The sequence below is a fragment of the Leisingera sp. ANG-M7 genome (assembly GCF_000813965.1).
Classification (GTDB): domain Bacteria; phylum Pseudomonadota; class Alphaproteobacteria; order Rhodobacterales; family Rhodobacteraceae; genus Leisingera.
Map to the genome: position 1 here is coordinate 131,202 of NZ_JWLI01000004.1, position 13,188 is coordinate 144,389.

A 13,188-nucleotide genomic window follows, 5' to 3' on the forward strand; every position below is an offset into this window, starting at 1 on the left:
GACGACAGGATGAGCCTTCTTGAGATTTCCAGCTTTGCAGCGGGTCAATGGGTCGCACCGGGCGCAGGTGCCCGCAACATCTCCAGCGCCATCACCGGCGAGGTGATTGCGTCAGCGGGCAACGACGCGCTCGACGTGCAAGGAATGCTGGACTACGCCCGCACCGTGGGCGGCGCCAACCTGCGCAAGCTGACCTTCCACGACCGCGCCCGGATGCTGAAGGCGCTGGCAGGCCACCTGAATCAGCACAAGCAGGCGCTCTATGATCTGTCGTTCAACACCGGCGCCACCCAGTCCGACCACATGATCGACATCGACGGCGGCATCGGCACCATGTTCGTCTTTGCCTCCAAGGGCCGCCGCGAGATGCCGGACGCCCATGTCTACCTCGACGGCGACGTGGAGCAGCTCAGCCGCAACGGCACTTTCCTGGGTCAGCACATCTGCACCCCGCTGCGTGGCGTTGCGGTGCATATCAACGCTTTCAACTTCCCGGTCTGGGGCATGCTGGAAAAACTCGCCCCCACCCTGCTGGCCGGCGTCCCGGCCATCGTGAAACCGGCCACCAACAGCTGCTATGTGACCGAGCTGGCGGTGAAACTGATGCTGGAGTCAGGCATCCTGCCCGAGGGCACGCTGCAACTGGTCTCCGGCGGCCTCGGCGACATGCTGGACCATCTGACCATGCAGGACGTGGTCAGCTTCACCGGCTCCGCCAATACCGCACTGAAACTGCGCGCGAACCCGGTGATCCTGGAAAACTCGGTCCGTTTTGTCGCCGAACAGGACAGCCTCAACGCCTCGATCCTTGGCCCCGACGCCCAGCCCGGCACGCCGGAGTTTGACCTCTTCATCAAGGAAGTTAGCCGCGAGATGACCACCAAGGCGGGCCAGAAATGCACCGCCATCCGCCGCATCATCGCGCCGCAACCGCAGGTGGACGCAGTGATCGAGGCACTGTCCGCCCGCCTCGCAAAAACTCAAATTGGCGACCCGCGCCTGGAAACCACCCGCATGGGCGCGCTGGTCTCGGGCAGCCAGAAACGCGACGTGCTGGAAAAGGCCGCGATCATCGGCCAAGAGGCCGAGCGCGTCTTTGGCGACCCGGACAGCTTCACCGTCGATGGCGCCGACGCTGACAAAGGCGCCTTTGTGCCGCCGATGCTGTTCCACTGCGCCGATCCGGACAACGCCCAGCGCGTGCACGACACAGAGGCCTTCGGCCCCGTCTCCACCATCATGGGCTACCGCAACCTGGACCACGCCATTGAGCTGGCCAACCGCGGCCAGGGCTCGCTCGTGGCCTCAGTCATCACCCACGATCCGGCTGTCGCCCGCGAGGTCGCCATCGGCGCCGGCGCCTATCACGGCCGCCTCTACTTCAACAACCGCGACTCGATGAAGGAATCGACCGGCCATGGCTCCCCCCTGCCCCACATGGTGCACGGCGGCCCGGGCCGCGCCGGCGGCGGCGAGGAGATGGGCGGCGTGCGCGGCGTCAAACACTACATGCAGCGCACCGCCATCCAGGGCTCGCCCGACATCCTGTCCGCGATTGGCGACAAATGGGTCCCCGGCGGCACGGAGATCGAAGGCCCCGCACACCCCTTCACCCGCAAGTTCGGCGAGCTGTCCATTGGCGAGACCCTGCACACCGCCCCGCGCACCGTGACACTGGAGGACATCGAAACCTTCGCCCATTTTACCGGTGACACCTTCTATGCCCACATGGACGACGACGCCGCCAAGCGGAACCCGTTCTTCCCGGGCCGCGTCGCCCATGGCTACCTGCTCCTGTCCTTTGCCGCAGGCCTGTTCGTGCAGCCGGACGAGGGCCCGGTTCTGGCCAACACCGGCCTCGACAATCTGCGCTTCATGAAGCCTATTTCGGCGGGCGAAAGCATCAAGGTCCGCCTGTCGGTCAAGAAGAAGACCCCCCGCAACGAGGAATACGGCGAGGTGCGCTGGCACGTCACCCTCACTAACCAGGACGGCGAGATCGCAGCAGAGTATGAACTGCTGACAATGAACGCCTTCTGACTTACGCAAAAGTGCCAGGCTGCGGTAACGCAACCGTGCGCCCGGACTGGTCTATCCAGTCCGGGCGTTCTATATTTATCCCCATGAACGAACAGCATAACCCCTGGTTTGACGCCACCGTCCAGCAGCTGAACGACCCGCAGAACCAGCGGGTCTGGTCGGTGATCGTGTCGCTGTTCGGCGATCTGGCACAGGACAAGGGCGCCCAGATCAGCGGCGGGGCGCTGACACGCATCATCACCCCGATGGGGATCAAGCCCGAGGCCATCCGCGTGGCCCTGCACCGGCTGCGCAAGGACGGCTGGATCGAAAGCGAACGCGCAGGCCGCGCCTCGGTCCACTACCTGACCGAATACGGCCGCAAGCAATCCGCCGCGGTCACCCCGCGGATCTACGAACGCCGCGCGGCTGTACCAGGCGAATGGCACTTGCTGATCGCAGAGGACGGCGCCGGCCAGGCCACCCTGGACGAGGTTCTGATGCTGCCCAGCTACGTGGCGGTGAACCGCACCACCGCTCTCGGCCGCGGCCCTGTACCGCAAAACCTGGATGACCTGCTGGCGGCGGGCGTCAGCTCCATAGCAGTGCCTGATTGGCTGAAATCACGCCTGTTCCCGGACCACCTCTGCGAAGCCTGTGCCACCCTGCAGCGGGACCTGCAGCAAATCTCTGCACCGCCCGCCGTCCTGACACCTGTGCAGACCGGCACCTTGCGGACCCTGATTGTGCACCGTTGGCGCCGCGTGGTCTTGCGCCACCCGGATCTGCCGTCCGGTTTCCACCCGGTGGACTGGACCGGCGAGTCCTGCCGCGCCCTGGTGTTCGCCCTGCTGGACCAACTGCCGCGCCCGGATCTGGCGGCCCTCGACAGCCTGTCCGAATAAGCACTGCCACCACCCGTCCGCCCGCGCCGCAACTGCCACCCTGATAGATCGCACCCGGCCCCAGGCGCAACCAACCCGCTGAAAAATATATATAAATCCCATCACTGCGAAAAATCTCAGAAGAATCGGGGATTCTTCTGCTTTTCTGCTTGACCCGGCTGGCGGCATTCCGTAAATCGCCTCCACACAGAGCGGCGGAGTAGCTCAGTTGGTTAGAGCAGCGGAATCATAATCCGCGTGTCGGGGGTTCAAGTCCCTCCTCCGCTACCACCCTTCCCGAAATGACAGAATGCACAACAGCACAGTTTTGTGCTGATGCGGACGCGTTTCATCTGCCGCACCGCGGTTTTTCCAGATGCTTCAACGGATGCGACCGCCGCGCAATCCAACCGCCCTCAGAACGGCCGCTCCTGATGCGGGGACTTGCCGAAATAGCGCCGGTAGACCTTGGCGAAATGGGTCTGGCTGTTGAAACCCGAAGCCAGCGCCACATCGATTATCCGCATGTTGGTCTGCAACAGCAGGCTGCGCGCGTAGTCCAGCCGCAGCTTGGTGTAATAGACCTTGGGCGTGGTTTGCAGATATTTCGAGAACAGCCGCTCCAGCTGGCGCACCGACAGGCCAACCAGATCAGCAATACCGCCGGGGGTCAGCGGCTCCTCCAGATTGCTGCGCATCAAGCCCAGCGCCGCGGCCAGTTTTTCGTGCCGCACGCCTGCGCGCCCGAATTCGGAAACCGTCTGGTCCTGGCTGCCCTTGCGGGCCGAGGAACACACCATCAAGTCCGCAGCCGCAGTTGCTACATCCGAGCCGTGGTGGTCTGAAATCAGGTTCAGCATCATGTCGACCGTGGCGGTGCCGCCGGCGCAGGTGATCAGCTTACCGTCGATGGTAAACAGCGAGCTTTTCACCTCCACATCCGGGTGCATCTCGGCCAAAGTGGCCCGCTGCGCCCAATGGGCCGAAGCCTGACGCCCGGACAAGAGGCCCGCCCGTGCCAGCGCCATGATGCCGCCGCCAAGCGCAACCATCGGCAGCCCCATGCGCTGCGCCTTCCTGACCCAGCCCAGCACCTTCAGAGAGATGCCCGGCTCCACCCCCTGGCCGCCGCAGATAAACACCATGCTGCCGCGCATCAGTTCAGGCAAGCCGCCATCGACGGCCACGCCCAGTCCGTTCGGGGCGGTAACCGGCAGCCCGTCCTCGCTCACCACGCGCCAGTCATAGCGCGCGGTCCCGTCATGCCTGCTCGCCGCCTCCAGCGCCGCCACCGCACTGGACAGATCCAGCGGTGAGAAGGTCGGCAGCAGCAGAAAGATGCAGCGGCAGGCCGGAACGGCCTCAGCCGCTTGGGGGAGCGTTCGCATGGGTTTGGTCATGATATCCGCTCCCCGTCTTGGCTCAGGCGCGCATATTGGCGCCGTTGGCGTCATAGATCGGCGCGCCCAGCACTTCGGCGTCATACATCTCGCCCAGGATCTCGACCTGCAGCTTGGTGCCTGCCGCAGCGTGCTTCGCCGAGACATAGCCCATCGCCATGGATTTCTGCGCATGATGCGCGTAACCGCCGGAAGAGATGTAGCCGACCGCTTCGCCGTCCTTCAGGATCGCCTCGTCGTTGGAAACATCAATGCCGTCCACGTCGATGGTCATGGTGACCAGCTTGCGGCTCGGACCGGCTTCGCGGGCCTTCAGCGCGGCCTCCTTGCCCACGAAATCCTTCTTCCAGTTGATGAAGACATCCATGCCGCTTTCCGCCGCGTCGAAATCGGGGCGGAAGTCCAGCGTCCAGACGCCCCAGCCCTTTTCCAGCCGCATCGACATCAGCGCCCGCGCCCCGTACCAGCGGTAGCCCTGATCGGCCCCGGCCTCCTCGATCGCCTCCGCCAGGCGCAGCAGGTACTGCGGCTTGCAGTAGATCTCATACCCCAGCTCACCGGAGAAGCTGATCCGGTTCAGGATCACCGGCACGCCACCCACGAAGGTCTGGCGCAGATCGCGGAACTTGAACGCCTCACCCGACATGTCCTCGCGGGTGATCCGCTGCAGCAGCTGCCGCGATTTCGGACCCGACAGCGCAATGCCGTGCCAGTCGTCAGAGACATTCTGATAGGTCACATCCGCGGGCAGATCCTTCTCGAACCAGCGGCGGTGCGCCTCCTGCATGGCGCCGGAGCCGAACAGCATGAAATGCTCCTCACCCAGGCAGGCCACGGTCAGATCGCCATAAAGCTTGCCCTTCGGCGTCAGCATCGGCGTCAGCGTCAGGCGGCCCGGTTTCGGCACATACCCCGCCAGCACCCGGTCCAGATAGGCCCGCGCGCCTGCGCCCTTGAACTCATGCTTGGCAAAGTTGGCAACCTCGATGCCGCCCACGGCCTCGCGCACCGCCTTCACCTCGCGCGCCACGTAATCATGCGAGCGGTTGCGCTCAAACGTCGGCTCCTCATGCGCATCCTCCGGCCCATCGGCAAACCACAGCGCATTCTCCAGGCCAAAGCCCTGCCCCATCCGCGCGCCCTTGGCGACCAGCCGGTCATAGAGCGCGGTGGTCTTCTGCATCCGCCCCTTCGGCAGCGTCTCGTTCGGGAAGGTCATCACAAACCGGCGCTCATAGTTCTCGGTCGATTTCACGGTGCCCCAGTCGGGCGTCGCAAACTCGCCGAACCGCGCCACATCCATCGCCCAGACGTCGATGGACGGCTCGCCGTCTATCATCCACTCCGCCATGGTCAGGCCCACACCGCCGCCCTGGCAGAAGCCCGCCATCACGCCCACGGCGCACCAGTAGTTCTTCATGCCCGGAACCGGGCCGATCATCGGGTTGCCGTCGGGGCCGAAGGTGAAGGGCCCATTGATCATATCCTTGATGCCCGCCTCGCCGATGGCCGGGATGCGCTCAAACGACATTTCCAGACGGTCGGCAATCCGGTCCAGATCGGGCTGCAGCAGCTCATGCCCGAAATCCCAGGGCGTGCCGCCCACCTTCCACGGCGTGCCCTTCGGCTCATAGGTGCCCAAGAGCATCCCCTGCCGTTCCTGCCGGAAATAGATGTTGGCCTCATAGTCGATCCCGGCCGGCAGACGGGTCGGGTGGTTGGCCACCGCGTCGATCTTGTCGGTGATCAGATAGTGGTGCTCCATCGGCTGCACCGGCAGGTTGATGCCCTGCATGTGGCCAACTTCCCGCGCCCAAAGGCCCCCGCAGTTGACGATATGCTCGGCGTTGATCACACCGCGCGGGGTCACCACGTCCCAGCTGCCATCGGCGCGCTGGGTGGTCGCGGTCACCGGCGTGTGGGTGAAATACTGCGCACCGTGCACCTTGGCCGATTTGGCAAAGGCATAGGTCGCGCCCGACGGGTCCAAATCGCCGTCCTGATCATCCCACAGCGCCGCGTGATAATGTTTCGGATCAATCAGCGGATGGCGCTCGGCCACTTCCTTGGGGCTGATGAATTCCTGGTTCAGACCCATGTAACGCGCCTTAGAGCGTTCCCGCTTCAAGTAGTCATACCAGGTCTTGTTCGACGCCAGATAAAACCCGCCGGTGATGTGCAGACCCACCGAATGGCCCGAGGTCTCCTCGATCTCTTTATACAGATCGATGGTGTAGGACTGCAGGCGCGAGATGTTCGGGTCCGAGGAAATCGTGTGGATCTGCCCCGCCGCGTGCCAGGAGGAGCCGGAGGTCAGCTCATCCCGTTCCAGCAGCACAACATCCTTCCAGCCGAACTTGGCCAGATGGAACAGGATCGAGCAGCCAACAACACCGCCGCCGATGATCACCGCCTTGGCGTGGCTCGGCAGTTTCTTGTCTCCGGTGCTCTCCTCCTTGTGGATGTTGAGCGTCGATTGGGCAAAATTGTCTGACATGGGTTTGTCCTCAGATCTGGGGCACAAGGCGGGAATTGCGGCAAACGGCACCCAGGGGGTGCACAAGTGGTGTACGGGGGGTGCACAGGGGGTGCCGGGCCAATCCGGCATTTCCTGCATAAGCTGTGGAAATGGGTGAAGAGTTTCTTAACTCAGTACCACGCATCCGGGATCTCCTCCTTGCGGCGGACAACATAGGCGGCCAGTTCCTCTTTCACCGCCTCATCCATTGGCGGCGCCTGATACTCGTTCAGCATCTGGTTCCAGCGCTCATAAGCGCGCTGGCGCATGTCCTTGGACCCGCCTTCTTCCCAGCTCTCGACATTCTCGCTGTCGCTCAGCTTCGGCTCATAAAACGCGATCTGGTAGTTGCGCATGGTGTGGCCTGAACCCAGGAAGTGCCCGCCCGGCGCCACTTCGGCGTAGGCATCACGGGCCATCGCCTCGTCGCTGGTATCCAGTCCCTGGCTCAGCACTTTCTGGTAGGACCCCAGCCGGTCCGCATCCATGATCAGCTTCTCAAACCCGGTGCACAGCCCACCTTCCAGCCAGCCCGCCGAATGCAGCACAAAATTGGCCCCGGCCAGCATGGTGGAATGCATCGAGTCGGCGCTTTCATAGGCGGCCTGCGCATCCTCGATCTTGGACGCGGTCAGTGATCCGCCGCAGCGCAGCGGCAGCCCGGCGCGGCGGGCCAGCTGGCCGATGGCATAGTTCGACACCACCGGTTCCGGCATCCCGAATGTCGGCGCACCGGACTTCAGCGACATCGACGACAGGAAGTTGCCCAGCACAAACGGTGCGCCGGGACGGACGATCTGGGCAAAGGCGCAGCACATCATCGCCTCCGCCATCGCCTGCGCCACCGAGGCGGCAGTAGAGACCGGCCCCATGGCACCCGAGAGGATAAAGGGAACAACCACAATTCCCTGATTCCGTCCGCAATAGACCCTAATTGCCTCCGTCACCACCTTGTCCACCAAGAGCGGCGAATTGGTGTTCACATTGCCCATGATCACGCAGTTGTTGTCCATGACGTCGCTGCCAAAGACGATTTCGGCCATGTCGACACTGTCCTGCGCGCGGGACATCTCGGTGATGGCGCCCAGATGCGGTTTGTCGCTCAGCGTCATATGGGCAAACAGCATGTCGAAGTGGCGCTTGCTCACCGGCACGTCGCAGGGCTCGCAGATCACAAAGCCGCCGTGATGCAGGTTCGGATGCATATAGGTGAGCTTCACCAGCTTCTCGAACGCGGCCATATCGCCATAGCGCCGCCCGCCCTCCAGGTCGCGCACAAACGGCGCGCCATAGATCGGCGCAAACACCTGGTTGTTGCCGCCAATGGTGACCGACCGCGCCGGGTTGCGGGCCAGCTGAGTAAATTCCCGCGGCGCCCTGGCGCAAAGCGACCGGATCCACTGCGCATCGGCGCGGATCGTGTCGCCGTCGATCCTGGCGCCGACCTCTTTCCATATCCTCAGCGCCTCCGGGTCGTCGCGGAAGGCAATGCCGACCTCTTCGAAGATCCAGTCAACCTGGGCTTCCAGCTTGACCAGCTTCTCCTCATCCAGAGCGTCAAAGAACGGCAGCGTGCGCTGGATCCAGGGCGAAGCCGGAGCGCCGGCGGGGGCAGTGTTTCTGTCACGGGATGCGCGGGCGCGTCGGGCCATGGGGCTCTCCATCTTCAGGCGTTGCAGCACAGTAAGGTCCTGAGCCGCGCTTGTGACGGTTGAAAAATCTGATGATTTGGATAACACACATTTATGCAAGAGCTTTGGAAACTCCTCACTAGCCCCCGCCATCTGATCGTGTTCGAAGCCGCCGCCCGGCACGGTTCATTCACCCGTGCGTCGGAGGAATTGAACGTGCAGCAGCCTGCCGTCAGTGCGGCGATCAAGCAGATGGAAGCGTCTTTGGGCGTTATTTTATTCCTCCGCGGCCACCGAAAGGTGGAGCTGACGGGGGCGGGCATGCGGCTTTACACAGACGTCTCCAAAGCGCTGGAGGACGTTCTCGCCTCAGCCAAGGCCGTGCGGCAGTTCGGGAGGAATGACCATGTGACGCTCAACTGCTCCTCCGCTTTTGCATACTACTGGGTGATGCCAAGACTGGCCCAGCTGCACGAGGTGCACCCCGATATCGATCTGCGGCTGCAAAGTTCAGACCGGGAACCGGATATCAACACCGAAGGCATTTCACTGGCGGTGCGGCGCGGGGACGGCAATTGGCCGGACTGCCATTCGGCCCTGATTGCACCTGAGGTAATCTTTCCGGTGGCCAGCCCGCGGGTAATGGCTTCGGCTGTCAACCTGGCGACGGTGCCGAACCTGTTGCATGAGCGGCTGATCCATCTGGAGGAACCGATCCGGGAGCGTCCCCGGTGGCAGCAATGGTTCGCCCATTTCGGGGTCACAGGCCGGCTGCCTGCCGCAGGCCTGCGCCTCAACGATTATGCGCTGGTCCTTCAGGCGGCGATTGCCGGCGAGGGCTTTGCCTTTGGCTGGCAGCACGTGACCGAGCCGCTGATCAAACAGGGACTGCTTGCGGCGCGCAAGGACTGGTCCTGGACCACCGGATCAGGGTTCTACCTGGTGTGGTCCAAGACGCAGGACCTGGTTCCTAATGCAGAACTGGTGCGGCAATGGCTGCTGGAAATGGCCCAGCCCGGGTCCCCGTGACTCACACGGTTCCGGAGGTTTCCCTGGCGCGCTGCATCGAGGTTTTGCGGGTCAAATACAGGCGCCGCACAAAGGCAAGGATGAACAGCGCACTCAGGATCAGCACGATGGTCGGTGCCGGGGCGCTGTCGAGGAAGAAGCTGGCATAGGTTCCCGCCAGCATCGAGACCATGCAGACCAGAACCGAGACCCAGAGCATGGTTGAGAACTTGCGCACCACCAGGAAGGCAATTGCGCCAGGCGCGATCAGCAGCCCGATGGCCAGAATCAGCCCCGCCGCCGACAACGTCGCCACAATGGTCAGCGACAAGGCCGCCAGCAGCCCGTAGTGCAGAACCGTGACCGGCAGGCCGGAAGCCTGCGCCTGCGCGGGGTCGAAGCTGTGCAGCAGCAGGTCTTTCCACTTCAGGACCAGCCCGGCACCGACCACCAGAGAGATGATACCGGCGGTCCACAGCTCATCAGGCTCCACGCCCAGCATATTGCCGAACAGGATGTGGTCGAGGTGCGCGTTGGTTTCTATCGAGACGTAAAGCACGATGCCCAGCCCGAACATGCCGGAAAACACCACCCCCATCACCGTATCCTGCTTGACCCGGCTATTACCGGACAGAAAGCCTGTGGCGACCGCACAAAGCATACCGGCGGCAAAGGCCCCGATGATCAGCGGCAGGCCCACGATATAGGCCAGCACGATCCCCGGCAGCACTGCATGGCTGACGGCATCCCCCATCAGCGCCCAGCCCTTCATCACCAGGAAACAGGACAAGAGTGCGGTCGGGACAGAGACGATCAGAGAGATCAGAAAAGCGTTCTGCATGAACGCGAACTGGAACGGCATCAGCAGCGTATCGAGGTCCATCACGCAGCCCCCCCTTGTGCAGCCGGGCCGCGCTTCAGCGCCTCGCGCGCCTTGCGCTTGGCAGCCAGCAACCCGTGTTTCGGGGCGAAGACAAAGACCACAAGGAAAATCACGGTTTGCAGCGTCACGATGATGCCGCCGGTAGCACCGTCCAAAAAGTAGCTGGCATAGGCACCGAAGAAACTGGTGAGGGCGCCGATCAGCACCGAGACTAGGATCAGCCGCGGGAAGCGGTCGCAGAGCAGATAGGCGGTCGCCCCCGGCGTTACCACCATGGCGATCACCAGGAATGCGCCTACGGTCTGCATCGCCGCCACCACGGAGGCCGACAACAGCACGAAGAACACAGCTTTGAGCAGGCCGGGGCGCAAGCCGATGGTGCGGGCGTGGTTTTCGTCAAAGAAGGTGACCATCAGGTCCTTCCACTTGGCCAGCAGCACCGCCAGCGAAACAAAGCCGATGATTGCCAGCTGCAGCGTGTCCTCTGGCGTGATCGCCAGGATATTGCCCATGGTGATGGTCTGGACCGAGACCGACATCGGGCTGATCGAGACGATGAACAAGCCAAGCCCGAAGAAGGAGGTGAAGATCAGGCCGATAATCACATCGACCTTGAGGCCGGAGCGTTCCGACAGAAACAGCATCGCCCCCGCCGCCAGCCCGCCGGCGATGAAGGCGCCGAGCGCAAAGGGCAGGCCCAAGATATAGGCGCCAGCCACACCCGGCACCACCGAGTGCGAAAGCGCATCGCCAATCAGCGACCAGCCCTTGAGCATCAGATAGGCCGACAGGAAGGCGCAGACGCCGCCCACCAGCGCTGAAACCCACATCGCGTTGGTCATATAGCCATAAGTAAAGGGCTCCAGCAGGTATTCCATCACTGCTGCCCTCCGCCCTCGCCCTGGCTTTCGCTGGTCTGGGTCTTCTCGCCGTACTGGACAAAGGGGCGCTCGTCGTCGGTCAGGATGGTGACCTGGCGGGTGTCGCCATCGTCATGCAGGGCATCGCCGCCCAGGGTGAAATGGCGCAGCACACCGCCGAAGGCGTGTTCAAGGTTCTCGCGGGTAAAGGTGGTTTCGGTCGGCCCGTACCCAAGCACGGTCCCCTTCACCAGCACGGTTCGGTCGCAGAACTCCGGCACGCTGCCCAGGTTGTGGGTGGAGACCAGCATCACCCGGCCCTCGTCCCGCAACTCGCGCAGCAGGGCGATGATCTGCTCCTCTGTCTTCACGTCCACGCCAGTAAAGGGTTCGTCCAGCAGGATCACCTGCCCGTCCTGTGCCAGGGCGCGGGCAAGAAACACACGCTTGCGCTGGCCGCCGGAAAGCTCGCCGATCTGGCGGTGGCGGAAGTCCTGCATGTTGACCCGGCGCAGCGCCTGATCGACCGCCTCGTGATCGGCTGCCTTGGGACGGCGCAGGAAACCCATGTGGCCATAGCGGCCCATCATCACCACATCTTCGACCAGCACCGGGAAGGCCCAGTCGACCTCCTCGGACTGCGGCACATAGGCCACAAGGTTCTTGCGCAGCGCGTCCTTGACCGTCATGCCAAGAATCCGGATTTCGCCCTGTGCTGCCGGAACAAACCCCATGATCGCCTTGAACAAGGTCGATTTACCGGCGCCGTTCACCCCCACCAGTGCCGTCACGGTGCCGCGGGGAATGGCAAAGCTGGCATCCCACAGCGCGGTGTGGCCGTTACGGTAGGTGACCGTGACGTTACTGGCGGCAATACCGCCATCCGCAGGTGCGGCGCTGGTGTTCATGGTGCGGGTCTCGCTGGCATCAAGCATGGGCTGTCCTGCTGAGTTACACACAGAAATCGTGTTTTGTGAAATGAAACGCCCCGCAGCCTGCGTTGCGGGGCACTTGGATACAAAAACAGGCTTAGTTGGTGACCTCGGTCAATCCGCGGGCGACCGTTTCCGATGTGACCCTGAGCAAGTCCAAATAGGTCGGCACCGGGCCGTCCGCCTCACTGAGCGAGTCGACATAAAGCTCCCCACCGTAAGCCACACCGGTTTCGCGGGCTACCTGTTCGGCCGGGGCGGTGTTCACGGTGCTTTCGCAGAACACCACCGGGATGTCATTGTTGCGCACGCCGTCGATAACACCGCGCACCTGCTGCGGGGTGCCGACCTGGTCGGCGTTCATCGGCCACAGGTACAGTTCCTTCATGCCGAAATCGCGTGCCAGGTAGCTGAAGGCACCCTCGCAGGTCACCAGCCAGCGCTTGTCCTCTGGGATTTCCGCGATGGCACGGCGCAGCGGCTCGATGGTGGCACGCAAGCGGTCTTTGTACTCACCAGCGTTTTTGACATAGACGGCGGCGTTTTCCGGGTCGTGTTCGGCAAAGGCCTCAACGATGTTGTCGATATAGATCAGCGCGTTATCCAAACCCATCCAGGCGTGCGGGTTGGGCTTGCCCTCGTAGGAGCCGGCCGCGATCGGGATCGGGTCGATGCCGTCAGTCAGGGTGACAGAGGGCACATCCTCCATGTTCGACAGGAACTGCTCGAACCACAGCTCCAGGTTCATGCCGTTCCACAGGATGAGGTCTGCATCAGATGCACGTACAATGTCGCGCGGGGTCGGCTCATAGCCGTGGATCTCTGCCCCGGGCTTGGTTACCGAGACGACCTCAGCCGCGTGACCCGCCACATTGGCGGCCATATCGGCAAGCACGGTAAAGGTGGTAACGACCTTCATCTTGTCTTCAGCCATTGCGGTGCTGGCAGCAACGGCTGCGATGGCAGCAGCGGATACGGTCTTGAGCAACTTCGGAAACATCCGATTCTCCCTTGGAAGGCATATTTGATGCACTGTTATTGCAAATCATTCGC

10 protein-coding genes and 1 tRNA gene are annotated in these 13,188 nt (G+C 63.0%); 4 read left to right on the forward strand and 7 right to left on the reverse strand.

What is annotated here, in order from left to right; all coding sequences use genetic code 11:
• Window positions 1-9 precede the first annotated feature (9 nt).
• From paaZ to RA26_RS05140, 3 genes are all read left to right on the forward strand, one after another.
• Entirely contained in the window at window positions 10-2,040 is a 2,031-nt protein-coding gene (gene paaZ / locus RA26_RS05130; RefSeq protein ID WP_039180851.1) for a phenylacetic acid degradation bifunctional protein PaaZ, read from the forward strand.
• A gap of 83 nt (window positions 2,041-2,123) precedes the next feature.
• Complete coding sequence (locus RA26_RS05135) at window positions 2,124-2,924, forward strand: PaaX family transcriptional regulator C-terminal domain-containing protein (RefSeq protein ID WP_039180855.1); 801 nt, start codon at window positions 2,124-2,126, stop codon at window positions 2,922-2,924.
• 193 nt (window positions 2,925-3,117) lie between these two features.
• Window positions 3,118-3,194: transfer RNA gene (locus tag RA26_RS05140), tRNA-Met, on the forward strand.
• 125 nt (window positions 3,195-3,319) lie between these two features.
• Here the strand turns inward: RA26_RS05140 and RA26_RS05145 are convergent.
• The 3 genes from RA26_RS05145 to RA26_RS05155 form a co-directional block, all read right to left on the reverse strand.
• Entirely contained in the window at window positions 3,320-4,303 is a 984-nt protein-coding gene (locus RA26_RS05145) for a GlxA family transcriptional regulator (protein ID WP_052272315.1), read from the reverse strand.
• 22 nt (window positions 4,304-4,325) lie between these two features.
• Window positions 4,326-6,800 (reverse strand): GcvT family protein, encoded by a 2,475-nt coding sequence (locus RA26_RS05150; RefSeq protein ID WP_039180857.1) that lies wholly within the window; start codon window positions 6,798-6,800, stop codon window positions 4,326-4,328.
• Window positions 6,801-6,952: 152 nt separating this feature from the next.
• Window positions 6,953-8,473 (reverse strand): trimethylamine methyltransferase family protein, encoded by a 1,521-nt coding sequence (locus tag RA26_RS05155; protein ID WP_039180861.1) that lies wholly within the window; start codon window positions 8,471-8,473, stop codon window positions 6,953-6,955.
• Window positions 8,474-8,566: 93 nt separating this feature from the next.
• Between RA26_RS05155 and RA26_RS05160 the strand changes: the two genes are divergently transcribed.
• Entirely contained in the window at window positions 8,567-9,481 is a 915-nt protein-coding gene (locus RA26_RS05160; protein WP_039180863.1) for a LysR substrate-binding domain-containing protein, read from the forward strand.
• Window position 9,482: 1 nt separating this feature from the next.
• On the opposite strand, the gene RA26_RS05165 is transcribed toward RA26_RS05160, so the two are convergent.
• The 4 genes from RA26_RS05165 to RA26_RS05180 all read right to left on the reverse strand — a co-directional run bounded on the left by RA26_RS05165 (window position 9,483) and on the right by RA26_RS05180 (window position 13,135).
• Window positions 9,483-10,343 carry a metal ABC transporter permease gene (locus RA26_RS05165; RefSeq protein WP_039180866.1) on the reverse strand — a complete coding sequence of 287 codons (861 nt, stop codon included), beginning with the start codon at window positions 10,341-10,343 and terminating at the stop codon, window positions 9,483-9,485.
• Window positions 10,343-11,221 carry a metal ABC transporter permease gene (locus tag RA26_RS05170; RefSeq protein WP_019297678.1) on the reverse strand — a complete coding sequence of 293 codons (879 nt, stop codon included), beginning with the start codon at window positions 11,219-11,221 and terminating at the stop codon, window positions 10,343-10,345. The genes RA26_RS05165 and RA26_RS05170 overlap by 1 nt, the downstream gene beginning before the upstream one ends.
• Complete coding sequence (locus tag RA26_RS05175) at window positions 11,221-12,138, reverse strand: manganese/iron ABC transporter ATP-binding protein (RefSeq protein WP_275041634.1); 918 nt, start codon at window positions 12,136-12,138, stop codon at window positions 11,221-11,223. Before RA26_RS05175 ends, RA26_RS05170 begins: the two co-directional genes overlap by 1 nt.
• 94 nt (window positions 12,139-12,232) lie before the next feature.
• The gene (locus RA26_RS05180; RefSeq protein ID WP_039180869.1) at window positions 12,233-13,135 is read right to left on the reverse strand and encodes a metal ABC transporter substrate-binding protein; all 903 of its coding nucleotides are present in this window, start codon (window positions 13,133-13,135) and stop codon (window positions 12,233-12,235) included.
• Window positions 13,136-13,188 lie beyond the last annotated feature (53 nt).